This is a genomic window from Streptomyces sp. GbtcB6, from assembly GCF_019091475.1.
Classification (GTDB): Bacteria; Actinomycetota; Actinomycetes; order Streptomycetales; family Streptomycetaceae; genus Streptomyces; species Streptomyces hyaluromycini.
In genome coordinates this window covers 21,491-45,958 of sequence record NZ_JAGXJL010000011.1, presented here as the reverse complement: position 1 = coordinate 45,958, position 24,468 = coordinate 21,491, and the positions used below count along the sequence as shown (strand labels likewise).

General features: G+C 73.6%; 22 protein-coding genes. 1 reads left to right on the top strand and 21 read right to left on the bottom strand.

Going from position 1 to position 24,468, the window contains the following annotated elements; all coding sequences use genetic code 11:
- Positions 1–18: 18 nt before the first annotated feature.
- The 6 genes from KVT45_RS20015 to KVT45_RS19990 all read right to left on the bottom strand — a co-directional run bounded on the left by KVT45_RS20015 (position 19) and on the right by KVT45_RS19990 (position 9,219).
- Complete coding sequence (locus KVT45_RS20015) at positions 19–2,805, bottom strand: AAA family ATPase (RefSeq protein WP_217549324.1); 2,787 nt, start codon at positions 2,803–2,805, stop codon at positions 19–21.
- Positions 2,806–3,076: 271 nt separating this feature from the next.
- Positions 3,077–3,427 carry a DoxX family protein gene (locus KVT45_RS20010; protein ID WP_217549322.1) on the bottom strand — a complete coding sequence of 117 codons (351 nt, stop codon included), beginning with the start codon at positions 3,425–3,427 and terminating at the stop codon, positions 3,077–3,079.
- Positions 3,424–5,409 carry an acetoacetate--CoA ligase gene (locus tag KVT45_RS20005; RefSeq protein WP_217549320.1) on the bottom strand — a complete coding sequence of 662 codons (1,986 nt, stop codon included), beginning with the start codon at positions 5,407–5,409 and terminating at the stop codon, positions 3,424–3,426. The genes KVT45_RS20010 and KVT45_RS20005 overlap by 4 nt, the downstream gene beginning before the upstream one ends.
- Positions 5,406–7,001 carry a bifunctional 3-(3-hydroxy-phenyl)propionate/3-hydroxycinnamic acid hydroxylase gene (locus tag KVT45_RS20000; RefSeq protein WP_217549318.1) on the bottom strand — a complete coding sequence of 532 codons (1,596 nt, stop codon included), beginning with the start codon at positions 6,999–7,001 and terminating at the stop codon, positions 5,406–5,408. The genes KVT45_RS20005 and KVT45_RS20000 overlap by 4 nt, the downstream gene beginning before the upstream one ends.
- Before the next feature lie 131 nt (positions 7,002–7,132).
- Entirely contained in the window at positions 7,133–8,068 is a 936-nt protein-coding gene (locus KVT45_RS19995) for a fumarylacetoacetate hydrolase family protein (protein WP_217549316.1), read from the bottom strand.
- A 23-nt stretch (positions 8,069–8,091) separates the two neighbouring features.
- Positions 8,092–9,219, bottom strand: a complete 1,128-nt coding sequence (locus KVT45_RS19990; protein WP_217549314.1) for a VOC family protein — start codon at positions 9,217–9,219, stop codon at positions 8,092–8,094.
- A gap of 136 nt (positions 9,220–9,355) precedes the next feature.
- Here KVT45_RS19990 and KVT45_RS19985 point away from each other — a divergent pair, with 136 nt between their 5' ends.
- Positions 9,356–9,991: a TetR/AcrR family transcriptional regulator gene (locus KVT45_RS19985; RefSeq protein ID WP_217549312.1), complete on the top strand. Its 636-nt coding sequence runs from the start codon at positions 9,356–9,358 to the stop codon at positions 9,989–9,991.
- A gap of 72 nt (positions 9,992–10,063) precedes the next feature.
- Here the strand turns inward: KVT45_RS19985 and KVT45_RS19980 are convergent, their stop codons facing one another.
- The 15 genes from KVT45_RS19980 to KVT45_RS19910 form a co-directional block, all read right to left on the bottom strand.
- Positions 10,064–10,711: a TetR/AcrR family transcriptional regulator gene (locus tag KVT45_RS19980; protein WP_217549310.1), complete on the bottom strand. Its 648-nt coding sequence runs from the start codon at positions 10,709–10,711 to the stop codon at positions 10,064–10,066.
- Between the two features lie 176 nt (positions 10,712–10,887).
- Positions 10,888–11,196, bottom strand: coding sequence for an acyl carrier protein (locus tag KVT45_RS56415; RefSeq protein ID WP_217549308.1), 309 nt, complete (start codon positions 11,194–11,196; stop codon positions 10,888–10,890).
- Between the two features lie 4 nt (positions 11,197–11,200).
- Positions 11,201–11,776, bottom strand: a complete 576-nt coding sequence (locus KVT45_RS19970; protein WP_217549306.1) for a nuclear transport factor 2 family protein — start codon at positions 11,774–11,776, stop codon at positions 11,201–11,203.
- Between the two features lie 143 nt (positions 11,777–11,919).
- Positions 11,920–12,156 (bottom strand): acyl-CoA carboxylase epsilon subunit, encoded by a 237-nt coding sequence (locus tag KVT45_RS19965; protein ID WP_217549304.1) that lies wholly within the window; start codon positions 12,154–12,156, stop codon positions 11,920–11,922.
- Complete coding sequence (locus KVT45_RS19960) at positions 12,153–13,664, bottom strand: acyl-CoA carboxylase subunit beta (RefSeq protein ID WP_254647079.1); 1,512 nt, start codon at positions 13,662–13,664, stop codon at positions 12,153–12,155. Before KVT45_RS19960 ends, KVT45_RS19965 begins: the two co-directional genes overlap by 4 nt.
- A 115-nt stretch (positions 13,665–13,779) precedes the next feature.
- A complete protein-coding gene (locus KVT45_RS19955; RefSeq protein ID WP_217549300.1) occupies positions 13,780–14,610 on the bottom strand; it encodes a 4'-phosphopantetheinyl transferase superfamily protein in 831 nt (276 codons plus the stop codon).
- 8 nt (positions 14,611–14,618) lie between these two features.
- On the bottom strand, positions 14,619–15,074 hold the full coding sequence (locus tag KVT45_RS19950) for an acyl carrier protein (RefSeq protein ID WP_217549298.1): 456 nt from the start codon (positions 15,072–15,074) through the stop codon (positions 14,619–14,621).
- A gap of 2 nt (positions 15,075–15,076) precedes the next feature.
- Positions 15,077–16,876 (bottom strand): MFS transporter, encoded by a 1,800-nt coding sequence (locus KVT45_RS19945; protein ID WP_308310827.1) that lies wholly within the window; start codon positions 16,874–16,876, stop codon positions 15,077–15,079.
- Between the two features lie 4 nt (positions 16,877–16,880).
- On the bottom strand, positions 16,881–19,136 hold the full coding sequence (locus KVT45_RS19940; RefSeq protein ID WP_217549296.1) for an SDR family oxidoreductase: 2,256 nt from the start codon (positions 19,134–19,136) through the stop codon (positions 16,881–16,883).
- Positions 19,137–19,139: 3 nt separating this feature from the next.
- Positions 19,140–20,078, bottom strand: a complete 939-nt coding sequence (locus KVT45_RS19935; RefSeq protein ID WP_217549294.1) for an aromatase/cyclase — start codon at positions 20,076–20,078, stop codon at positions 19,140–19,142.
- A gap of 29 nt (positions 20,079–20,107) precedes the next feature.
- The gene (gene fabG, locus KVT45_RS19930) at positions 20,108–20,893 is read right to left on the bottom strand and encodes a 3-oxoacyl-ACP reductase FabG (RefSeq protein ID WP_217549292.1); all 786 of its coding nucleotides are present in this window, start codon (positions 20,891–20,893) and stop codon (positions 20,108–20,110) included.
- A gap of 84 nt (positions 20,894–20,977) precedes the next feature.
- Positions 20,978–21,250, bottom strand: coding sequence for an acyl carrier protein (locus KVT45_RS19925; RefSeq protein WP_217549290.1), 273 nt, complete (start codon positions 21,248–21,250; stop codon positions 20,978–20,980).
- 346 nt (positions 21,251–21,596) lie between these two features.
- Positions 21,597–22,805 carry a ketosynthase chain-length factor gene (locus KVT45_RS19920; RefSeq protein ID WP_217549288.1) on the bottom strand — a complete coding sequence of 403 codons (1,209 nt, stop codon included), beginning with the start codon at positions 22,803–22,805 and terminating at the stop codon, positions 21,597–21,599.
- Positions 22,802–24,076 carry a beta-ketoacyl synthase gene (locus KVT45_RS19915; protein ID WP_217549286.1) on the bottom strand — a complete coding sequence of 425 codons (1,275 nt, stop codon included), beginning with the start codon at positions 24,074–24,076 and terminating at the stop codon, positions 22,802–22,804. Before KVT45_RS19915 ends, KVT45_RS19920 begins: the two co-directional genes overlap by 4 nt.
- Positions 24,073–24,402, bottom strand: coding sequence for a TcmI family type II polyketide cyclase (locus tag KVT45_RS19910; protein WP_217549284.1), 330 nt, complete (start codon positions 24,400–24,402; stop codon positions 24,073–24,075). The genes KVT45_RS19915 and KVT45_RS19910 overlap by 4 nt, the downstream gene beginning before the upstream one ends.
- Between the last annotated feature and the right edge of the window lie 66 nt (positions 24,403–24,468).

Genomic DNA, 24,468 nt, shown 5'->3' with positions numbered 1-24,468 from the left:
CCACCGCGGCCCGGCTCGCTAGCGGATCCCGAATGTCTCGTCCGTGCGGTTGCGGTGGGCGTTGACCAGCTGGACGCGGGAGTTGACGTCGAGCTTGGCGAACACCGAACGCAGGTGGGTGCCCACGGTGTTGGGCGAGACGCCGAGTTCGGCGGCCGCCGACCGGTTGGTGTGGCCGGCGCTGATGAGGGCCGCGACCCGGGTCTCGGCGTCGGTGAGGGCGGCCCAGCCGTGGGTCGGGCGGGCGTTCCCGGCCCCGGCGGACCACTCGGGGCGCCGGATGCCCGCCTTGCGGGCCGCGCGGTGCAGGGAGTCCTGTGCCGGGCGGGCGCCCATCCGCTCGTAGATGGCCCAGGCCCGGTCGAAGTGGACGGCGGCCTCCGCGCGCCGGCCCCGGGCCGCGAGCAGCTTCCCGTAGTCGGCGGCCCCGCCGGCCTGGAGTTCGGGGCGGGGGCTGCGGCCTAGCGTGTCGGCGGCCCGTTCCAGCAGGGTGAGGTCCGCACGGGCCAGGCCCTGGGTCTGGTAGGCGATCCCCTCGTAGCTGGCGATGCCCGGATTGCGGGCGGCGCCCTCCTCGGCGAGGGTGAGCGCCTCCTTGGCGAAGCGCTCGTCGCCCGCGGCCGTGCCGATCGCCAGCAGCAACCGCGTCCAGCCGGGCCACCAGGGCCAGCAGGTCCTCGACTCGCGGGCGGTGTACAGGACCGGGGCCAGGATGTCCACGGCGTCCGCGGGCCGCCCCTCGGCCGCGGCGAACCAGCCGCGCATCAGCCGGAGGCTGGGCTTGCGGATGCCGTCGTCGGCCCTGCTCCGGCTCTCCCGGTCCGCGACGAGACGCTTGGCCTGCTCCCATTCGCCGCGCAGCGCGGACACCGAGGCGTGCACCACGACGGCGTCCAACTCGTAGACGTGGCCGCCCAGTTCATGGCTCATGGAGATCAGCGCCCGGGCCCCCGACTCGGCGTCGTCCAGCCTGCTGAGGTTGAAGTCGTGCCACATCTGGGCGGACAGCAGGGAGGGCCGGACCGCCTCGACCTCGTCCCGGGCGTCGGCGAGGGCCGCGGCGATGAGCGCCTCGGACTCCTCGTAGCGGTCGAGGAGTTGCAGTTCGATGATCTCGCCGGCGACGTGGTTCACGCCCTCCAGCTGCCGCAGTTCGCGGAACGCGGTCATGGCGTCGACGTGGTGCCCGGAGTTGCGGCCGACCTCCCCGACCGCCTGGAGCGCCAGCACCATGGCCTCCCGGTCGTCCACCGCCCGCGCCTGCTGGAGCGCGGCCGGTGCCACGGCCCGGGCGGCGGTGGCGTCGTGGCCGGTCAGCGCCAGCGCCCGGGCCGCCTCCAGCCTGGCCCGCAGCGCCGGAGAGATGCCGGGCAGCGCCAGGACCCTGCCGATCCGCTCCACGGAGTCGCCGAGGTTGCCGGTCAGCCACAGCGCGCGGGACATCAGCACCTGGATACGGGCCGTCGCCTCGGGCTCGCTCGTGCGCCGCAGCAGCGTCTCCGCGAGCTGCACCGCGTCGGCCGCCCGCTGCACCCGGCCCAGCACGTCCACGCAGTGCTCGCCCGTCTCGCGCCACGTCCGGCTGCCCGGCCGCAGCAGCCGGAACGCCTCGGTGACCAGCTTCCCGGCGGTCTCGGGCAGTGCCGGTACGGCCTCCTCGGCGGCGTCCCGCAGGATCCGGACGCAGGCCTCGTCGTCCGGGGTGACGCTGAGTCGAGCATGCGGGGCCGCCTCCAGGGGGCTGTGGCCGCCGTCGATCAGGAACGCGGCGCAGCCGCGGTGGAAGCGGCGCCGGGCGCCGTCGGAGAGGGCGCCGTAGACGGTCTCGCGGACCAGGTCGTGGCGGAAGCCGATGCGGTGCCCGAGGGTGCCGAGCAGTCCGGAGGCGAGGGCCGCCTCCACGCCGGTGGCGACCGACGCGTGGTCGTGACGGGGGGCGAGGAGTTCGGCCATCTCGTCCACGGCGAACGTCCGGCCCAGCACCGAGGCCATCCGCACCACGTCGGCGGCGGCCGGGTCGAGGCCGGCCAGCGACCGGCGGACGCCCGCGATGAACTCGTCGGGGACACGGTCGGCGGGCTCACCGCGCGCGGCGGCCCGCAGCAGCCCTTCGAGGAGCTGGACCGCCAGGAAGGGGCTGCCGCCGACGCCGTCGAGCATCCGGCGGACCGGCTCCGAGGGCGGGCGGCCGAGCCGGTCCCGGGCGATCTGCAGGACGTCGTCCCGGCCGAGGGCCGCCAGCGGGACGACGGTGACGGGTGTCGAGGGGGTGGTGCGGGCCGTCAGGTCACGGAAGACCGGGCAGTCGGCGTCCCTGCTGGTGAACACCCACACCAGCGGATGCCCCGCGAGCCAGCCGGGCAGCGCGGACAGCGCCGTACGGCTCAGCTGGTCGGCCCACTGCACGTCGTCCACGGCGATCAGGACGGGGGTGTCCGCCGCGGCGCGCTCCAGGATCTCGCCGATCCGGTCCATGAAGGTGAGGGGCCGCGCCGACAGCCCGTCGAGCTCGGCGATCTCCCCGGCCCCGGCACCGGCAGAGGCCAGCGGCCCCGACCTGAGCGCCATCAGCAGGGGCGCGCCGGGCGTGGTCCGCGCTATCTCGTCCACCGCACTCCGCCCGATCACGAAGCCGAGCGGGGCGGCCTCGCAGGTCAGGGCGTCCAGCAGCGCGCTCTTGCCCATCCCGGGCTCGCCGGTGACGAGTACTGTCCCGCTCTGGCCGGACCGCACCGTACGGCGTAATACGGCGAGCCCCAGCGACAGATGGTCGGAACGCCCCCGCAGCGGTGTGCTACGACCCAAGACCACTCAACTCCCACGCTCGTCGTCCGGTGCCCGAATGCGCTCCCCGGGCCGCGGAAGAGAGGGCGAGCGGTTGCCACGCGATCGGAGCTCTCCAGGTACCCGGACAGCACGCGCCCAGCTTTCTTCCGCGCCCGACGGCATCGCATCCCGTGAACCACGTAGTCCCGCCGGCCACGCGACCACGCACGCACCGCTCCGGAGCCCGCGGAACGGCCGGACCCCTGACCACGCCGCGGGCACCGAGTGGCGTCCGCGGCCGGTCCGTCCGTCACCCGGCTGCGCACAGCCAGGCGTACGCCCCGGCCGCCACGAGCAGCACGGCGGCGGGCAGCGCCCGGGCGGGTGGGTCGCCGCGGCGCAGGTGGACCACCGCCGCCGCGGCCGTCAGCAGCGCCAGCCCGCCCGCGGCGGCCGTCCCGAGCGGGGCCGAGACCGGTCCGAGCAGCAGCCCTGCGGCGCCGGCCACCTCCAGCACCCCGACGACCCGGTAGCGGCCCGTCGTCATGCCGAGGTGCGCCGCCGCCCGGCGCATGAACGGCAGCGCGGCGATCTTCGCCACGCCCAGCGGCAGGAAGACCAGGGCCAGGACGACGGCCAGGACGATCGGGCCGGCGCTCACGCGGACCGGTTCCGGCGTGCGGCGCCCAGCCGGGCGTAGTGGCCGAGAAGGTCCGGTGCGTCCACGGCGGACGGGTCGGCGGCGTCCGTCACCGGGGCGCCCTGGAGCAGGCGTTTGACCGGGACCTCCAGTTTCTTGCCGGTGCGGGTGTGCGGGATGCCCGGCACTTCGAGGATCTCGTCGGGGACGTGCCGGGGTGAGACGCCGGTGCGGACGGCGGCGCGGATCCGGTCGCGGAGGGTGTCGTCCAGGGCCGCCCCGGGCGCGAGGACCACGAACAGGGGCATCCAGTAGCCGCCGTCGGGCTCCTCGACGCCGATGACCAGGGCCTCGGCGATCTCCGGCAGGCGTTCGACGACGTCGTGGATGTCGGCGCTGCCCAGGCGTACGCCGTTCCGGTTGAGCGTGGAGTCGGAGCGGCCGTGGACGATCACCGAGCCGTGTCCGGTGACCGTGATCCAGTCACCGTGCCGCCACACGCCCTCGTACACCGAGAAGTAGGCGTCGCGGTAGCGGGTGCCGTCCGGGTCGTTCCAGAAGTACAGCGGCATCGACGGCATGGGCCGGGTGACGACGAGTTCGCCGACCCTGCCGGTCACCGGGAAGCCCTCGGCGTCGTACGCGGCCAGCGCCACCCCCAGGTGGGGAGCCGACAGCTCCCCGGCCCACACCGGGGTGTTGGGCGCGCTGCCCGCGAAGCCGGAGACCACGTCCGTGCCACCGCTGATGGAGACCAGCAGGACCCGCTCGCCGACGTGGTCGCGGACCCAGGGGTAGGCGGAGGCGGGCAGGGCGGAGCCGGTGCAGCCGACCACGCGGACCGCCGAGAGGTCGTGCACGGACGGGTCGATGCCGAACTTGGCCATGCCCAGCAGGTACTGGGGGCTGGTGCCGAAGACGGTCACCCGGTGCCGGGCGGCCAGCTCCCACAGCGTGTCCGGCTTGGCGAGGGGCGCCGGGCTGCCGTCGTAGGTGCAGGTCGTGGCGCCGGTGAGCAGGGTCGAGACGACCAGGTTCCACATCATCCAGTGGGTGGTGGTGTACCAGAGGAGGCGGTCGCCGGGGCCCAGGCCGGAGTGCAGGCCGAGGGTCTTGAGGTGTTCGAGCAGGACTCCGCCGTGGCCGTGCACGATGCCCTTGGGCAGTCCCGTCGTACCCGAGGAGAAGACGACCCACAGCGGGTGGTCGAACGGGACCGGCACGCAGCTGAGCTCCTCGGTGCGGGTGGCCGCGTCCTCCCAGGGGACGACCAGCGAGGGATACGGCCGGGCGGGCCACGGCAGGCCCGCGTGGTCCACCAGCAGGGTGGCCTTCAACGTCGGCAGGGCGGCGGCGAGTTCGAGGACGGCGTCGCGCCGGTCGTGCGTCGCGCCGTTGAAGAGGTAGCCGTCGGCGGCGATCAGCACGACGGGTTCGAGCTGGCCGAACCGGGCGGCGGCGGCCCGCGGCGCGTAGTCCTGCCCGCACACCGACCACACGGCGCCGAGGCTGGCGGCGGCGAGGAACGCGACGATCGCGTGCGGGGTGTTGGGGAGGTAGCCGACGACCCGGTCGCCCGGTGCCACCCCGAGGTCGCGCAGGGTGGCGGCGACGGAGGCGACCTGGGCGCGCAGCCGGTCCCCGGTCACCTCGTACCCGGAGCCGGTCTCGTCGAGGGCGATGACCGCGGGCCGGTCGGCCGGGAGGTCGCGCAGCGCGTGGTGGGCGTAGTTGAGGGTGGCCCCGGTGAACCAGCGGGCGCCCGGCATCCGTTCCCCGTCGAGCACCCGTTCGTACGGGGTGGCCGCGTCGATGCCGAAGTACTCCCACACCGCGGCCCAGAAGCCCTCCAGGTCGGTGACCGACCAGTGGTGCAGGGCGGCGTAGTCGGTGCCGTCCCGCCCGGCGCGGCGGGCGAAGTCCACGATGCGACTGTCCGCGACGGCCTGCGGGTCGGGGGTGGTGAAAGGGGTGGGGCTGGGGTACGGGTCCGGACCGGTCATGGCGTGGTGGTGCTCCTCGGCAGGCTGTTCTCGACGGGGTGGGGGCTGCGCGCGGTGTGCAGCAGGGACGCCCAGGCGGCGGTGTCGGTGAAGGTGCGCCCGCCGGCCGGGACGACGTCCAGGACGACGCGGTCCGGCCGCAGCAGGACGGCGTCCGCCCGGCCGGCGCGCAGCCAGGCGGCGAGCGTGCCGTCGTCGTGGAGGGTGGTCACCGGGACGGCGCGGACGCCGAGTCCGTGGGCGAGCGCGGTCAGCGAGGGTGCGGGACCGGCGGCGGTCAGGACGGTGAAGTCGTCGCCGAGCACCTCGTCGAGGCGGGCGTGGCGGCTGTGGCGGCCGTCGGCGCGTACCCAGGGCTGCGGGCAGTGCGTGCCGGCGAGGCCGCGGCGGGGGCCGCGCCGGACGAGGGGGCCGGGGGTCAGGGCGGGGCTGAGGTCGCGGCCGGCCGCCGCGGTCAGGCCGGGGACGCGGCAGGCGGCGGTCAGCAGCCTGCGGCGCAGCGGGGCGGCGGCGTCCTGGCCGCCGGTCATGGCCCAGCCCATCGCCACCGCGAGCCGGATCACGTGCCGGGCGTGCGGTCTGCGCTCGCTCTCGTAGGTGTCCAGCAACCGCTCGTCGCCGCCCTCCCGGAGCACCCGGGCGAGCTTCCAGCTGAGGTTGTGCGCGTCCCGGAGCCCCGCGCACAGTCCCTGCCCGATGAACGGCGGGGTGAGGTGGGCGGCGTCGCCGAGGAGGAAGACCCGGCCGCCGCGCCACCGGTCGGCGACCCGCGCCCGGAACGTGTACGGCGTCTCGCGGACGACCTCGAACTCCCCGTCGTACGACAGCGGCAGCCACGGCGCGACCAGCTCGCGCAGCGGCCGGCGCTCCCCCTCGCGCAGCCGGAACTCCCAGCGGTAGCGGTCCTCGGCGACGCGCATGAAGGTCGCCGGCCGGTCCGGGTCGCAGACCTGGTCGACCCCGCCCCAGGAGCGGACGGCGGCCGGTGTGCGGACGTCGACGACGGTCCAGCTCTCCTCGAACCGCAGGTCCTCCCAGACGCCGCCGATCGCCCGCCGGGTGAGGCTGTTGGCGCCGTCGCAGCCGAGCACCGCCTCGGCCCGCAGCTCGTGCTCGCCGGTGTCGTCGCGGTAGGCGACCCGCACGGGGCCGGTGGTGCCCGGGCCGACCGCGGTGACCGCGGTGACCTCCGTGCCGCCGCGCAGCTCGCACTCCGGGCGGCGGGCCAGTTCGGCGCGGAGCAGCCGCTCCAGCCGGGGCTGCTCGAACATGCTGGTCTGCGGGTAGCCGTGCGGGCCGTGCCCGGCGCGGCGGAACTCGGCCATCACCCGGTGCCGGGCGTCGAGGAGGCGCAGCCCGTTGCCCGGGCGGGCGATCGCGGCGAACTCCTCCCCGACGCCCGCGGCCTGGAGGATCCGGCGCACCTCGTCGTCGACGACGAGGGCGCGCGGGAGCGGGTAGACGTCCCGGTGGCGTTCCAGGACGACACTGCGGACTCCGCGCCGGGCGAGCAGAAGGGCGGCGGTCACGCCCACCGGCCCGGCGCCGATGATCACTACGGGTATGTCTGCCAAGAACGGCTCGACGGTCATGTGCGGCTCTTTCAGGGGGTCTTGAGCGGGACAGCGCCCCGTAAGGGGCGCGGGGAACTGCGCGACCAGCCACGACGGCGCCGCAGCCGACACACGGCACCAGGCACCCGGCGGCACGCCCAGCGGAGCGCCTACGCGTCGGTGACGGCCGTGCGCTGCTCGCCCAGGTCGATCCGGCCGTCCGGGGTCGAGATCGTCGCCGTGACCACGTCCCCGGTGCGCAGGTAGCGCGGGTTCTTCGCCTGGCTCCTGAAGAACACCTTCCACTTCACGGCCGGCGGCAGCAGCGCGCCGAGTTTCTCGACCGGCTTCGGCGGCGCCTTGAGGGCGGTGCCGCCCGGGGTGCCGGTCAGCAGCAGGTCGCCCGGGTCCAGGGCCTGGAAGCGGGCGAGCAGGCTCAGCGCCCGCGCCGGGCGGACGATCATGTCGGTGAGGGTGCGGTCCTGACGCAGCTCCCCGTTGACGCGCAGGGTCAGCCGCAGGTCGAGGAGATGGGCGAAGTCCTCGGGCTCCAGGAGGGCGAGGTAGGGCCCGGTGGGCGTGAAGGTGGGGTAGGACTTGCTCTCGTAGAACTGCGTCCTGGTGAGCTGCACGTCCCGGGCGCTGACGTCGTTGGTGACGACGAGTCCGGCGACGTACGACGGCAGGTCCCGCTCCCCGACCACGGTGCCGACGGGCAGCGGGGCGCCCATGACCACGCCGAGTTCGACCTCGTAGTCGAGGAGGGCGACGTGCGCGGGCCGGACGACGGCCGCGCCGGGGCCGCTGACCGAACCGGACGCCTTGCGGAAGAAGGCGGGCGGGATGTCCCCGGTGAAGCCCGAGTCGTGGGCGTGGCTGCGGTAGTTGACCATCTGGGCGACCACCCGGCAGGGGGTGGTGACCGGCGAGAGCGCGGTCAGGTCGGCGACGGGGGTGCCCGTCTCGCCGGAACGGGCCGCCTCCCGTACGGCGGCGCGGTCGGCGATCAGTTCGGCGGTGGTGGCGGCCTTGGTGGGGACGGGGACGGCGCGGTCGCCGCGGACGGCCCACCAGCCGTCGGCGGTGCGCAGGACGTTGGTGCTCATGAGGTGGCTCTCTGTGAAGGGGCTCAGGAATTCGCGGCCTTGAGCAGGCCGAGCAGGCGGGCCGGGTCCATCTCGTTGTCGCCGCGCAGCGCCTGGACGACCTCGCGCACCCGTCGCGGGGACGGACTCGCGCCGAGGAAGTCGCGGGTGGCGGGCGGACCCCACTGGGCGAGGCAGCTCGTGGACATCGGGGCCCAGCCGGGTTCGACGTCGTCGGAGAACAGGTCGCCGTCGGCGAAGTGCTCCAGCATGAAGCGGTCCGGGTCGCGCCAGTAGTCGAAGAGCTGGCTGCCCTGGATGTGCCGGCCGATGCCCCAGCTGCGCTTGTAGCCGCGCTCCTTGAGGTACTCGCCGCCGGCCGCGATCGAGTCCAGGTCGGTCACCTGGTAGGCGGAGTGGACATACCCGGTGCCGGGACCCAGGTGCATGGCGAGGGTGTGGTGGTCGGCCGGTGTGCCGCCCAGGTCGCAGCGGACGAACGCCATGGCCGGGCCGCGGTGGCGCTGTCCGTCCAGGAACAGGAAGTCGGACACGATCATGCCGAGGGTGTCCAGGTACCAGTCCAGGGCCCGGCCGAACACCCGGGTCTCCAGCACCACATGGCCGAGCCGCTGGATACGGGACGGCTCGCGGGGCGGGCGCTGGGCGGCGTTCCTGCGGCGGTGGTCGGTGCCGGAGTTGAGGAGCAGCGGCCGCTGCTCGGGGAGCGCCGGCAGCCGCTCGCCGCAGTGCACGACCCGCACCGGGAAGCCGGACGGGTCCAGCAGGTCGACCGCCCTGCCGCCGCCGGGCACGTCCGCGTCCCGTACGGCCGTCCCCGTCGCCCCGGCCAGCCGGTCCAGGTCGGCCCGCTCGGCCGCCCGGAAGGCCGGGCCGATGAAGCGGCTGGTGCGGCCCTTGCGGATCACCATGCACGGTGACCCGGCGAAGGTGCCGCGCAGCCACAGCTCGCCGTCGGTGCGGGCGGCGATGCCGAACCCGAAGTCACGGGCGAAGACCTCGGCCCGGTCCAGGTCGGGCTTCTCGAATTCGAGCCAGGCCAGGTCCGCCACCTTGATCACGGGGTTCCGGGACCGGCCCGGATGCTCGCCGCGCAGGGCACCCTGCTCGCTGTGGAGGTCCTGATGGGCCGTCCTGACGGTTTCAGACATGGTGTCCTCCGAGCAACATCGCCGCAATGAGGAAATCATCAATCATGAGATTTCCATCGTCAAGACGTCGTCCGGAGTTAACTGATGAACCCATCAGTACTGTGACCGTCATCGGCGCCGCGGCTAGACTCGGCGCATGTCTACGTCAGCCCCGCCCGGCAACCGGTTCGAGCGACGCCGCGCCGAGACCCGTCAGGCGCTCGTGCGCGCGGCCCGGCGGATCCTCGCCGAGACCGGCGACACCAGCGCCAGCATCCAGGCGATCGCCGAACAGGCCGACGTCGGCTTCGGCTCCTTCTACAACCACTTCGAGTCCAAGCCGGCGCTGTTCGAGGCGGCCGTGGTGGACGCCCTGGAGGAGTTCGGCCGGGCCTTCGACGAGCGGTTGACCGGGATCGACGACCCGGCGGAGCTGGTCGCGGCGGGTTTCCGGCTCAGCGCCCGGATGGCGGACTCGCACCCGGAGCTGATGCAGGTCCTGCGCCGCCGCGGCCTCGGCCACGTCCACAGCGAGAACGGCCTGACCAGGCGGGCGCTGCGGGACGTCCAGGTGGGCATGGCCTCCGGCCGCTTCACCGCCGTCGACCCGACCGTGGCCCTGTGCGCCCTCGGCGGCAGCCTGCTGTCCCTGGTGGAGCTGAGGTTCGCCCGCCCCGAGGTGGACGGCGACGAGGCCGCGGCGAACCTCGCCGAGATGGCCCTGCGCATGCTGGGCGTACCGCCGGACGACGCCCACGAGGTGGCCCGGCGCCCCCTGCCCGACATCGGCTGACGGCTCCGCCGGCGCCCCCGGCGACCGCGCCGTGCGCCGCCGGGAGAGGGGAAGGCCCGGGGGCCGCCCGGTTCAGGTCCCGGCGGGGTTCTCCGGCGCGACCTCGGCGGCGACCTCGTCGACCACGGTGTGCGCCTGCTTCTCCGGGACCCCGGCCGCGATGAGCGTGGCGACGGCCGTGCGGGTGCCGTCGTCCTCGAACGCTCCGGTGTTGACCTCTTCCAGCAGGGCGATCGACATGCCCTCCAGGGCGGCACTGAGCACCGCGGGCGGCAGATGGGGATGGAAGACGCCGTCCCGCTGCCCGCGCTCCACGATGGCCGTGGCCCGGACCCGGGCCGGTGCGAGGACCTCGGCGACCCGCTCCGCGCCCAGGTCCCGGTGGGCGAGGGCCAGCAGCATCCGGTAGCGGTCGCCCACCGGCCACAGCGACAGGGAGAAGCGCGCGAGGGCCCGGTCGGCCGGCTCCGCCGGCTCCGCCTCCCGCGCGAGGGCGGCCTGGAGCGCCTCGGCGGCCTCCTCGGCCAGGGCTTCCAGCAGCGCGGCCCGCCCCGGGAAGTGCCCGAAGAGCGTGCGCCGTACGACACCGGAGGCGCGGGCCAGCTCCTCCAGGGTGATGTCAGGGTTCCGGCCGAGTTGCTGGCGGGCGGTGGCCAGGATCCGCGCCCGGTTGGACCGTGCGTTGCTACGCTGCGGCACTCGGCCGACGGGCTGGGACACGGACGACCTCGATGAAGACCGGACGAACGGCGGGCGCCCTCATTCTGACACGAGCGCCCCGGTGCGGACCTTGAGCAAGGGTCGGCCACTCTCCTTGACAACGTTGTCGCATGACTGGTGCGCCGGAAGCCACCGGTGGCCGTGCTCGTCGTCCCACCGGTGGCGTCGTGCCGGGCTCAGGTCCGGTCGACCAGTTCGCTCAGGGTCGCGGCCAGTTCGCCCACCGACTGTTCACGCAGCAGGTGGTGGGCGGGTATCGGGATGTTCAGGGCCGCCTCCAGGGTGCGCTGGAGGGTCAGCGCCGTGAGGGAGTCGATGCCCTGGGTGTACAGGGGGCGGTTGCGGGCGATGCGGTGGGCCGGAGGGATGTCCAGGTGCTGGGCCAGGGTGCGGCAGAGGAACGCCTCGAACGCGCGCCGGCGGTCGTCGCCGGCGGTCTCGCGCAGGGCGCCCAGGTTCAGCGCGGTGGTCTGTGTGCCTGACACGGTCTCATCGTCCTTTCGTCTGGCGTGGTCGTGGCTGGGAACTGCGCAGTTCGTCGGGGGCGGGGCCGGGGCGCGGGCCGGCCCCGTCGGACCACATCAGCCGGAACCGCCAGCGGTGCAGCCGCCAGCCGTCCGGGGTGCGGACCGCCTCCCCCTCGCTGTAGCCGCCGATGTCGAAGCGGCCGTCCGGGTCCGGGCCGTCCTCGTGGTGCACATGGGACGCGATGAGGTGGACGCGGATCCGGGCGGTGTCCCCCACCACCCGGATGCCGTAGTTGGCGGCCAGGTGGTGGGTGCGGGCGAAGCGGGACTTGCGGTCGTGGTGGAAGGCGGCGGCCCGGTCGCGCCCTTCGACGGTGCCGACCGGGAACTCCAGGCGGCAGTCCGGGGTGAAGACCGCGGCCGGCCAGGCGGGGTCGAAGCCGTGGTCGTCCTGGGTGTCGAGCAGGGTGATGTAGCGGTCGATCAGCTCGGCGACCGCCGCACGGTCGGCGAGGGCACCGAACTCGGCGCGCAGGGCGTCGAGTTCGGAGCGCAGGGCGGAGACCGTGTCGGCGCGGTCGAGGGACGGGAAGGCCATGGGGTCCGTGACTCCGATTCGGTCGGGGATTCGGTCGGGGATTCAGCCGGAGCTTCGGGCGGAGCTTCGGGCGGAGCTTCGGACGGAGCTTCGGACGGAGCTTCGGGCGGGGATACAGCCGGAACTTCGGGCGAGGCGGCCGGTCACAGCGCCCGGCCGCCGGTGACGCGCCAGCCGCGGGGGTCGCGGTGCGTCGCGAGGCGTTCCGGGCGGCGCCAGCCGACCACCGGGCGGGGCGCCGGCGGGCAGGGGTCCACCGCGGCCAGGGCGGCCGCGCGGGCGAGCAGGACGGTGGTGAGGGCGGCGAGCTCGGCGGGGCTCGCCTGCCCCTTCACGAGCCTGATGACCAGGGCGCCGTCCGCGTCCTCCGGCGCGCTCACTGCGGCGGGTTGCCGTGCTTGCGGAACGGCAGGTCGGCCTGCTTGCTGCGCAGCATCGCCAGGGCGCGGATCAGGGTGGCGCGGGTCTCCCGCGGGTCGATGACGTCGTCGATCAGACCGCGCTCGGCCGCGTAGTAGGGGTGCATCAGCTCCGCCTGGTACTCCTTGATCTTCTGCGCGCGGGTGGACTCGGGGTCGTCCGCGGCCGCGATCTCCCGGCGGAAGATGACGTTCGCCGCGCCCTCGGCGCCCATCACGGCGATCTCGTTGGACGGCCAGGCGAGCGCCAGGTCGGTGCCGATGGACCGGGAGTCCATGACGATGTACGCGCCGCCGTACGCCTTGCGCAGCACGAGGGAGATCCGCGGCACGGTGGCGTTGCAGTAGGCGTAGAGCAGCTTGGCGCCGCGCCGGATGATGCCGTTGTGCTCCTGGTCCACGCCCGGCAGGAAGCCCGGTACGTCGATCAGGGTGACCAGCGGGATGTTGAAGGCGTCGCAGAACTGCACGAAGCGCGCCGCCTTCTCGCTGGCGTCGATGTCCAGGACCCCGGCGAACGACGCCGGCTGGCTGGCGACGAGGCCGACGACCTCGCCGTCCAGCCGGGACAGCGCGCACACCACGTTGGTGGCCCAGCCCGGCTGGATCTCGAAGTAGTCGCCGTCGTCGACGATCTCCTCGATGACGGTCCGGATGTCGTAGACCCGCCCGGGGTCGTCGGGGACCAGCTCCACCACCCGGTCGCTGCGGCGGTCGGCCGGGTCCGTGGTCGCCGAACGGGGCGGCAGGTCACGGTTGTTGGACGGCAGCAGCGACAGCAGGTGCCGTACGTCCTCCATGCAGCTGCGGACGTCGTCGTAGGCGAAGTGGGCCACGCCGGAGGCGCCGGCGTGGACGTCGGCGCCGCCGAGGTCGTTCTGGGTGATCTCCTCGCCGGTCACCGCCTTCACCACGTCCGGTCCCGTGATGAACATCTGGGCGATGTCCCGGACCATGAAGACGAAGTCGGTCAGGGCGGGCGAGTAGGCGGCGCCGCCGGCGCACGGCCCGAGCATCACGCTGATCTGCGGGATCACCCCGGAGGCGCGGGTGTTGCGCTGGAAGATCCCGCCGTAGCCGGCGAGCGCCGAGACGCCTTCCTGGATCCGGGCACCGGCCCCGTCGTTGAGCGACACCAGGGGTGCGCCCGCCGCCATGGCCATGTCCATGATCTTGTGGATCTTCTGGGCGTGGGCCTCGCCGAGGGCACCGCCGAAGATGCGGAAGTCGTGCGCGTAGACGAAGACGGTACGGCCGTGGACCGTGCCCCAGCCGGTGATCACCCCGTCGGTGTACGGCCGCTTCTTCTCCAGGCCGAAGCCGGTGGCGCGGTGCCGGCGGAGCATCTCGACCTCGTTGAACGACCCCTCGTCGAGCAGGAGTTCGATGCGTTCGTACGCGGTGAGCTTGCCCTTGGCGTGCTGGCGCTCAGTTGCAAGGGGGTCGCCGTGCCGGGCGGCCTCCTTCATCAGGCCGAGTTCCTCGATGCGCTCGGCGGCGGTCCACTGGCCGCGGTGCTCACGGTCGTGCAGGCTCGGGCGGTCGGCCTCACGACCGGCTTTCTGTTCGAGTGACATTGGCGGGTCACGCTCCCCAGTCGGATACTCGGGTGGTCACGCCCACGGGCACGCCCACCGTCCCGTCGGCGTCCAGGTCGACCGTCGCGCCCACGTACAGCGCGGCCGGCGGCACCCAGCGCACGGTGACCTGTTCGGGCGCCCCGCCGCGCACCGCGACGGCGGCGTTGTGCCGGGGCCCGGACGGCAGGTCGAGCAGCGTCCAGCCGGCCGGCCTGCGCCGCGGTTCGGCGCCCAGGTAGTCGTGGCCGGGGTCGCGGGAGAGCCCGGTGCCGAGCGCCTTGAGATAGGCCTCCTTGCGGGTCCACAGCCGCCCGAAGGCCGCGCGCCGTTCCCCGGCGTCGCCGAGCGCCGCCAGCTCCGTCTGCTCCCCCGGGTGCAGCGCCGGGGCGCAGACCTCGACGGTCTCGGCCCGCGGCAGCCGCTCCACGTCGGCGCCGACGACCGCACGGGAGACGGCGACCACTGCCATGCCGTGGCTGTGCGCGAGCGAGAAGTGCAGCGGCGGATCGGGGTGGGCGACCGCCGGCCGGCCGTGCGGCTCGGCGCAGCCCGGGCAGGGCTCCCGCACGAACGGCACGTCCTGCGGAGGCAGCCCCAGATAGGCGCCGAGCAGCCGGCGCAGGGCGACATGGGCGGAGGCGTACGTCACCCCGTCCGCGGGCCGGACGAAGGACGCGGTCCGCCGGCGCTCCGCCTCGCTCAGCTCGGACAGGTCGAGCAGTTCGGCCGCGGTCTCCAGGGCCGCCCGGCGCACCAGCCAGACGTCCAGCTGTCCGGCCGCGGGCAGTCTCGGCCCGGCGGCGAGGGTGGCCGTGCCGAACTCCAGGACCGGCATCTCCCTGATCACCTCGGGCTCGGCACGTCGTGCGCGACCAGGTGGTACTCGCCCCGGCCGGCGTGCTTGTGCGGGCTGTCCTCCGGGCCGAGCTGCCCGGCGAGGCAGTCGACCAGCTCGGCGGCGCTGTTGGCGCGCAGCAGCCGGTTGAGGTTGACGTCGACGCGCAGCGCGGCCTCCATCCTGCGCTGGAGTTCCAGGCCGTTGATGGACCCGATACCGAGGCTGTTCATCGGGCGGCCCACGGTGTCGATGCTCTCCGGCGCCACCCGCAGCACCCGGGCGAGTTCGCCGCGGACGTACGCGTCGATCAGCCGGGTGCGCTCGGCGAGGCCGACGGAGGCGAGGTGCGCGAGGCTGGGCGGCACCACCTCGGTGATCCGGTCGCGCTCGAACTCGTAGTCCAGATCGTCGAGTTCGTCGTCCAGGTCGTCGAAGACCCAGGTCTGCGTTGTCTGGTCCATGGTCATTCCCCGTGGTGGAGTGAGGAGGGAGGGGTGCGGATCAGGCCGGTGAGGCCGACGAACAGGCCCAGGAGGCCGAGGGCGGCGACCAGGGTCAGCGCCGGCCGGCAGGCGGCGGCCGCGGCGGCCGGACCGGCGCCGGGCGCCGGCGCGTGGGCGGCGAGCAGGGCGGCGACGAGCGCGACCGCGAGGACCGCGGCGAGCTGTACGGCCGTCTGGTACAGGCCGCTGCCGGTGAGCCGGTCGGCGGGGGTCAGGCGGGACATCGCCTGCATGTTCAGCGCGGCGAAGGAGAGCACGAAGGCGGCGCCGACGAGGAGGAGCGTCGGCAGCATCCGGCCCGGGTAGTCCAGCGGCCAGGGGTGCGGGCGGAGTTGGAGCAGGCCGCCCGCGAAGGCGCAGGCGGCGCCGGCAACGATGAGGCGGGGGGCGCCGAACTTGGCGACCAGGCGGCCGGAGGCCAGCGCGGTGAGCGCCGGGGGTGCGGCGGCCGGGAGCAGGGCGAGCGCCGTGTGGAGGGGGGACCAGCCGGCGAGGGTCTGGGTCTGGTACGTCAGGACGAACAGGAGGCCCAGGTAGGAGCCGTTGAGACAGGCGGCACCGGCGGCGGAGCGGAGCAGGGCGGGGTTGCTGCGCAGCGGGCCGATGTTCAGGAGGGGGGCGGCCGAGCGGCGCTCGATCTGCCAGAAGGCCAGCAGGAGGAGGGCGGCCGCGGTGAGAGGGGCGATGGCTGCCGGGTCGGTCCAGTTGTGGGTGGGGAGTTGGGTGATGCCTTGGACGAGGGTGAGGAGGGCTCCTAGAAAGGTGAGGGCGGCGGGGATGCCGAAGTGCCGGGTCGTCGTTCGGCTGCGCCGCCGTGGGGGCTGGTCGCGCAGTTCCCCGCGCCCCTTTGGGGCGCTCTCCGCGCCCCCTGCTGGAATGCTCGGGCCCTTTTGGGCGCTCCCCGCGCCCCCTGCTGGAATGCTCGGGCCCTTTGGGACGCTCTCCGCGCCCCGTGCCGGAACGCTCGGGCCCTTTTGGGCGCTCCCCGTGCCCCCTGCTGGAATGCTCGGGCCCTTTGGGACGCTCTCCGCGCCCCGTGCCGGAACGCTCGGGCCCTTTGGGGTGCTCCCTGCGCCCCCTGCTGGAATGCTCGGGCCCTTTGGGACGCTCTCCTCGCCCCGTGCCGGAACGCTCGGGGCCTTTGGGGCGTCCAGCGCCTCGCCCGGTATCAGGCGCAGGCCGCACGCGAACAGCAGTAGCACCACCGGGGCCGGGAAGGCGAAGGCCCAGCGCCAGGAGGTTTCTGTCAGCCAGCCGGACAGGAGCAGGCCTGCGGTGAAGCCGCCTGCGCCGAAGAGGGTGTAGACGGAGACTGCCCGGGAGCGGGGGCGGCCCTCCGGGAAGGTGGTGGTGATGATGGCCAGGCCGGTGGGGGCGGTGAGGGCCGCGCAGAAGCCCTTGAGCAGGCGGGTGGTGAGGAGCAGCCACGGGTCCTGGGCGAGGGCGCTGAGTGCGGACGCGGCGGCGAAGGCGAGAAGGGCCGCGAGGTAGACGCGGCGGCGGCCCAGGAGGGTGACCACGCGGGCGCCGAACAGGAGCAGGCCGCCGAAGCCGGCGGCGAAGCCGGTCATCGCCCACTGGGTGACGGTCGGCGGCTGTCCCAGGTCCGTGCCGATGGCGGGCAGCGCCACCACCGCCACGGACACCTCCAGCGCGTCGATGAGCATGTTGCCGGCGAGGACGAGCAGCAGCCCCCACAGCCGGGGGCCGAACCGCTCGTCCGGGCCGGCGGCGACCGGTGACGGAAGGGTCCTGGTCACCGCGTCACCCCAGGAGCGTGCCGCCGCTCGCGTCGACGAAGGAACCGGTGACCCAGCGGGCGTCGTCGGAGACGAGGAAGGCGACGACGTCGGCGACGTCCTGCGGTTCGCCGACGCGGTTGAAGGCGGACAGCGCGGACATGGCCTCGACGGCCTCGGGGATGTCGAACAGCGGGTTGCCGTTGCGGGTGATGCCCGGCGCGACGCTGTTCACGGTGATCCCGCGGGAGCCCAGCAACTTGGCGTAGTGGAGGGCCAGTTGTTCTACGGCGCCCTTGCTCATGGCGTAGGCGATCTCGTCCGGGTTGGCGAACCGGGTCAGGCCGGAGGAGATGTTCACGATCCGGCCGCCGTCGGGCATGTTGGCGAGCGCCCGCTGGATGACGAAGAACGGTGCCCTGGCGTTGACGGCGAAGATCCGGTCGAACTGCTCGGGGGTGGTGTCCTCGGCCTTGACCCCGCCCATCACCCCCGCGTTGTTGACCAGGATGTTCAGCTCGGTCTCGCCGGTGCGCTCCTTGAGTCCCGCCTCCAGCGCGAGGAACAGCTCGTGGACGTCACCGGGCGTGCCCAGTTCGGCCCCGACGGCGAACGCCCGCCCGCCGTCCTTCTCGATCCCGGCGACCACCTCGGCGGCGGCCTCCTCGCTGCTGCCGTAGTGCACGGCGACCAGCGCGCCGTCGGCGGCCAGCCGTTCGGCGGTGGCCCGGCCCATGCCCCGGCTGGCGCCGGTGACGAGCGCGGTCTTTCCGGTCAGGTTGCCCATCTTCCTTCTCCTGACAGTTGGTTGTGGTGTGCGAGGGGTGGGCCGGTCGGACGCGAACCAGCGGCCGAGGGCCTCGTGCAGGCCGTCCGCCGAGGCGCCGGCCCAGGCGACGTAGCCGTCCGGCCGTACGAGCACGGCGGCGAGGCCGTCGAGGGGCCCTGCGGGACGGGTGACGACTGTGTCCACCGACGCCGACCGGTCCGCCGCCGCCCCGGCCAGCGCCGGGTCCGTCACGAGCAGCAGCCCGCGGGCGGAGCCGAGCAGTTCGGCCGTGGTCGCCCCCGAGTCGAGCCGCGTCTCCGGCAGCCGTGAGCCGACCAGCGCCTCCCGGTCGTCCCCGTACCGCACGTCGAGGCCGCTGATCGTGCCGGCGAGGTGCGCCCGGACCTTCTCGTACGACGTGAGTTCGCCGATCACCGAGCGCAGCGGCTCCACCTCGGGCCCGCCGAGCAGCAGCCCGGCCTGGGCGCGGATGGCGGACAGGACGCGGCGTCCGACGGCGTGCCGTTCGTCGTGGTAGGTGTCGAGGAGCCCCGCCGGGGCCCGGCCGAGGACGGTGGCCGCGAGCTTCCAGCCGAGGTTCACGGCGTCCTGGAGGCCGAGGTTGAGGGCCTGGCCGCCGATCGGCATCTGCTGGTGGGCCGCGTCGCCGGCGAGCAGCACCCGGCCCGCGCGGTAGTGCTCGGCCTGCCGGGAGGCGTCGCCGAAGGAGTTCACCCACAGCGGGGTGCCGTGGCCGATGTCCTCGCCGGTGACGTCCCGCCAGGCGGCCACGATGTCGGCGAAGCGGGCCTGTGCGGTGCGCGGCGGGGTACCGAACCGGTGGACCATCACCCGGGTGACGCCGTCCCCGCGCCGGGCGGCGATGGCGAGCCCGTTCGGCAGCCGCTGGAAGCGCCGGTCCGGGATGTCGATGCCGTCGACGTCGGCGCGGATCAGCTCCCGTCCGGCGGCGTCGCCGGAGAAGGGGATGCCGGCGAGCCGTCGTACGGCGGAGTGCTCGCCGTCGCAGCCGACGACGTACCGCGCCGTGAACTCCCGGCGGTGGCCCTGGTGTTCGGTCACGACGGTCACATGGTCCGGGTGCTGTGTGAGGGCGAAGACCTCGTGTCCGCGCAGCACGCGGGCCCCGAGGCGCTCCGCCCAGGCGCCGAGGAGTTCCTCGGTGCGGGTCTGCGGGACCTTCCACTGCCCGGGGTGGCTGCTGTCCAGGGTGAGGTCGAGCGGGAGACCGCCGAAGTGGCCGCGGGGCTCGTTCGGCGGCGGCCCGGGGTCGGCGAAGCCGCCGGGCCCGTCCAGCAGCCCGCGCTGGAGCAGCAGTTCCATCGTCCGTGCGTGCAGGGTGGACGCCCGGGACTCCGTCGTCGGGGCGTCCAGCCGTTCCAGGACGGTCACGTCGGCGCCGCCGAGGCGCAGTTCCCCGGCGAGCATCAGCCCGACGGGTCCGGCGCCGACCACCAGGACGTGCGTGTCGACCGCGTCGGCACCGGCCATGGGTCAGCGCCTCGCTTCGGCGTACGCCTTGGCGTGGTCCAGGGTGGCGCGGCTGTTGGTGCTGAGCGCGCCCTGCACGTACGCGCGGGCCTCGGCGACCCCGGCCTCGGGTCCGAGGATCCTCTCGATGTTCTCGGGGCGCAGCACGACGGTGTGCTGCGAGGAGGCGAAGGTGCCCTCGTCGGTCTCGCGGAAGGTCCAGTAGCCGGTGTGCAGGTTCATCAGGGCCGGCAGGGTGGTCTGCTTGTAGGCGATCTTCCGGCCGTCCAGGCAGACCCGGTACGACTTGGTGGTGTGCGTCGAGCCGTCCTTGGCGCGGGTGTCCATCTCCAGGGTCTGCAGGCCCGGGGTGTCCTCGGTGAGGCGGACGGTCGCCACGTGCGGGAGCCGCTCGGACCAGCGGTCGGCCTCGTTGACGAAGTCGTAGAGGTCCTTGGCGGAACCGTCGACCCGGACGGTGTCCTCGAAGGAGAACGTCAGCTCCTCGGACGCGGTGGCGAGTTCGATGTTCGTCTTCAGCGCGGCCAGCTCGGAGCGGGAGTTGCGGTCGACGGCCTCGTCGATCCAGGCCAGCCCCGCCGGGTCGTCGTCGACGGCGGTGTAGTCGTGCAGCAGCCGCACGCGCGAGGTCTCCTCGCCGGCCGCCTCGATGATCCAGGTGCCGCCCATGCTCGCGACGGGCGGGGTGGAGACGGTCTGCCGGAAGGTGATCCGCAGGGCCTCGGGGTCCAGCACGCGGCGCGAGGTCCAGTTCTTGGCCTCGCCGTTGGCGGTGGCCCAGATCCCGATCAGCTCCTCGTCGCCGGAGCGCTCCAGGTGGTCGACGTAGATGGTCGGCGGGAAGATCCGCGGCCAGTTGGCCACGTCGGCGATCAGCCGGTAGACCTCGGCGGCCGGCGCCGAGATCGTGATCCCGTGCTCGACTTCCTTCGGCTCGGACATCGGTGAACTCCTAGAGGGGTGCCGGGGTTTCAGAAATTGCCGAGGCCGCCGCAGACGTTGAGGGCCTGCGCGGTGATGGAGGCGGCGGTGTCGGAGGCGAGGTAGCCGACCAGGCCGGCGACCTCTTCGGGGGTGGAGTAGCGGCCGAGCGGGATCTTCGCCGTGAACTTGTCGAGGATGGCGTCCTCGCTGGTGTCGTAGGCGGCGGCGTAACCGGCGCGCACGCGCTGCGCCATGGGCGTCTCGACGTACCCCGGGCAGACGGCGTTGACGGTGATGCCGGTGGGGGCCAGCTCGTTGCCGAGGGCCTTCGTGAACCCGACGACCCCGTGCTTGGACGCGGAGTACGGCGCCCCGAGCACGACGCCCTGCTTCCCGGCCGTGGACGCGATGTTGATGATCCGCCCCCGGCTCTTCTGCCGCATGCCGCCGGTGGTGAGGGCGGCGCGGGTCAGGCGGAAGACGCTGTTGAGGTTGGTCTCGACGACGTCGTACCAGAGCTCGTCGTCGATGTCGGCGGTCACGCCGCCGCCGGACCGCCCGGCGTTGTTGACGAGCACGTCGACGGTGCCGTACCGCTCGACGGCGGCCCGCACGAAGTTCTCGATGGACAGCGCGGACCGCACGTCGAGGGTCGCCCCGTCGACGTCGAGCCCCTCTTCACGCAGTTCCTTGACGGTCCGCTCGACGTTCCCGGCGTCGCGGGAGCCGATGAAGACGCGGTGGCCCTGCCGGGCCAGCAGCCGCGCCGTGGCGAGACCGATTCCGCTGGTGGCCCCGGAGACCAGGGCGACCCTCTGCTGCTGTTCGGACATGTCTGCCGATCCCTTCAGGGCATGGGGAGGCCGCCGGCGCCCGGTCAGGACGGGCGCCGGCGACCGGAGGGGGTGGAGAGGAGGTCAGGCAGCGGCGGCGACGTCACCGAGCTGCGTGTTGACGACGGCGAGCAGCTCACGGGGCGTCTTGGCCTCGGTGACCACGGTGTCGTCGAGCGTGATGCCGTACTCCCGCTCGATGCGCCCGCAGGTCTCCAGGATGGCGAGCGACTCGTAGCTGAGCTCCTCGAAGTCGGTGTCGAGGATGTCCCCGTCGAGATCGACGCTCTCATCGGCACCGGCGGCCTCCAGCAGGATCCGCTTGAGGTCGTCGAGGGTGAAGGACTGGGTGGCCACGGTGATCTTCCTTTCAGGACTGCGAATGGGAACGCCCGCCCTGCCGGCCCCAGGCGTGGGAGAGATGGCGGGACCGGGAGGACGGGCGGGTCTTTGGGAGGGGCTGAGGTCAGCGGGGGCTGGGGTGGGGGGTAGGGACGCTCACCGGCGCTTGCCGGGTGCCTCCCCCAGCCTTCGGCCGGGGGGACCCCCAGCGCCCACCCGTGCCGCCCCAGCGGCACGACTGCCCGCGGCTATATGAGCCACGGCGGGCGAAGCGCCCCTTCAGGGGCGCGGGGAACTGCGCGATCAGCCACGAACCGCCCGCGGCCGCGTCACCGCACAGGCCCCTACGGTCGTGGGCGCACTACGCCCGTACGACCATCGCCGAGTTGAACCCGGCATAACCGCGGGCCAGCACCAACGCCGTCCGCACCTCGGTGGCCCGCGGCTCCCCCACCACCAGGTCGAGGTCGTAGCCCGTCTCCGGCGAGACGTTCACCGTCGCCGGCACCACCCCGTCCCGGACGGCCAGCAGCGCCGTCGCCACGTCCAGCGGCGCGGCCCCCGAGTACAGCCGCCCGGTCATCGTCTTCGGCGCGGTCACCGGCACCCCGTGCGGCCCGAACACCTCGCTGAGCGCATCCGCCTCCACCCGGTCCAGCTCCGGCACGGCCGCCGCGTCGGCGAACACGACGTCCACGTCGGCCGCGTCGGCGCCCGCGTCGGCGAGGGCCAGTTCGATCGCCTTGCGCAGCCCCGGCGGCCGCCCGCTACCCGGCGCCGGGTCGAACGTCGCGCCGTACCCCGCGATCTCCCCGTACACCCGGGCACCCCGCCGTACGGCCGTCTCCTCGGCCTCCAGGATCAGGATCGCCCCGCCCTCGCCGGCCACGTGCCCGGCCGCGGCGGAGTCGAACGGCAGGTACGACCGGTCCGGCTCCTCCGACGTGGACAGCCGGTCGCTGGCGAGCTGCGCCACCCACCCCCACGGGCAGATGGACGCGTCGATCGCCCCGGAGACGATGAGCTGCGTGCCCTTCCGGATCTGCCGCCGCGCGTGGGCGAGGGCCTCAAGGCCGCCCGCCTGGTCCGAGACGACCACCCCGCTCGGCCCCTTCATGCCGTTGCGGATGGAGATCTGGCCGCTGTTGACGGCGTAGAACCAGGCGAACGACTGGTATGCCGAGACGAACTGACTGCCCTGGCTCCACAGCTTCTGCAGTTCCCCCTGCCCGAACTCGAAGCCGCCGGAGGAACTGGCGGTGACGACGCCCATGTCGTAGGCGGGCAGGTCGGCCGGGCTGACGTCGGCGTCGGCCAGCGCCCAGTCCGTCGCGACGAGCGCCAGCCGGGTCATGTGGTCGGTCTGGGCGAGCAGCCGGCTCGGCAGATGCTCCCCGGCGCTGAACCCGGGTACCTCACCGGCCAGTTTCGCCGGGTACCCGGACGGGTCGAACCGCGTGATGCGGCCGATCCCGCTCTTCCCGGCGCGGGCGGCGGCCCAGTAGTCCGCCGTACCCAGGCCGTTGGGCGCGGCGATGCCGAGCCCGGTCACCACGGTCCGTGCACTCATGCGGCCGCGCTCCTGTCCGGTCGGGCGAGCACCATCGCGCTCTGGAAGCCGCCGAACCCGCTGCCCACGGTGAGCACCGCGTCGGTGCGGTGCTCACGGGCGGTGAGCGGGACGTAGTCCAGGTCGCACTCGGGGTCGGGGGTGTGCAGGTTGGCCGTCGGGGGCACGACGTTGTGCTCCATGGCGAGGACGGACGCGGCGATCTCGATGGAGCCGATCGCGCCGAGCGAGTGCCCGACCATCGACTTGATCGAGGAGACCGGGGTCCGGTAGGCGTGGTCGCCGAGGCTCTTCTTGAACGCGGCGGTCTCGTGCCGGTCGTTCTGCTTGGTGCCGGAGCCGTGCGCGTTGATGTAGTCGATCGCCCCGGGGTTGAGCCGTGCCTCGTCGAGGGCGACCGTGATGGCCTCGGCCATCTCCGCGCCGTCGGGCCGCAGCCCGGTCATGTGGAAGGCGTTGCAGCGGGAGGCGTACCCGGCGATCTCGGCGTAGATGTGTGCCCCGCGTGCCCGCGCCGCCTCCAGTTCCTCCAGGACGAAGACGGCCGACCCCTCCCCCAGCACGAATCCGTTGCGGGTGCCGTCGAAGGGGCGGGAGGCGTGCTCGGGGTCGTCGTTGCGCGGGGTGGTGGCCTTGATGGCGTCGAAGCAGGCCAGGGTGATCGGGGAGATCGGGGCGTCGGTGGCGCCGGCGATCATCGCGCAGGCCGAGCCCTCCCGGATCAGCTCGACGGCATGGCCCACGGAGTCCAGCCCCGACGTGCACCCGGTGGACACGACCGTGGCCGCACCCTCCGCCCCCACCGACCAGGCGACCTCGGCGGCGAACGAGCTGGGCACCAGGTAGTTGTAGAGGTGCGGGACGGCGTAGGTGTGGTCGACGAGGTCGAGCCGGCCGCCGTCGCTGACCACCCGGTACTCCTGGTCGAGCCCCATGGTCGCGCCGACCGCGCTGCCGATGGTGACCCCGACCCGGTAGGGGTCGGCGCCGGACAGGTCGAGCCCGCTGTCGGCGAGGGCCTCCCGCGCGCTGACGACGGCCAGTTGCGCCGCCCGGTCCATCCGCCGGATCTCCTGCGGGCTCAGCCCGTGCTCCTCCGGGTCGAAGTCGATCTCGGCGGCGACCCGGGACCGGAAGGAGGACGGGTCGAAGAAGGTGATGCCACGGGTCGCGGTGCGGCCCTCACTGAGCAGGTTCCAGAAGTTCTTGGTGCCGACACCGCCGGGGGCGATGACGCCGACCCCGGTGATGACCACTCGCCTGGCGTTCACGCCCGGCCCTCCCAGTCGTAGAAGCGGGTGGCGACCGCGTCGGCGGGAGACCGCCAGGTGGCGGGGTCGTACGCCTGGATGAACGGCTTGAGGTCCTCGCTGATCCGCACGAACCGCGGGTCGGTCTTGGCCGACTCGATCAGCTCACCGCCGTTGTCGGTGTCGAAGTGCTGGAGGTGGAAGTACAGCCCGCGATAGGCGAACAGCTCACGCCGCCGGGTGCCCATGAGATGCGGCATCTCGGTCTCGTCGAACTCCTTGAACAACCGCGCGACTTCCTGACTGTGAGCCGGCTCCATACGAGCGACGATCAGGGTGCTGTGCATGGGTTCACTCCTCAAAGGGGTCCAGCAAAAGCGCCCCTTCAGGGGCGCGGGGAACTGCGCGACCAG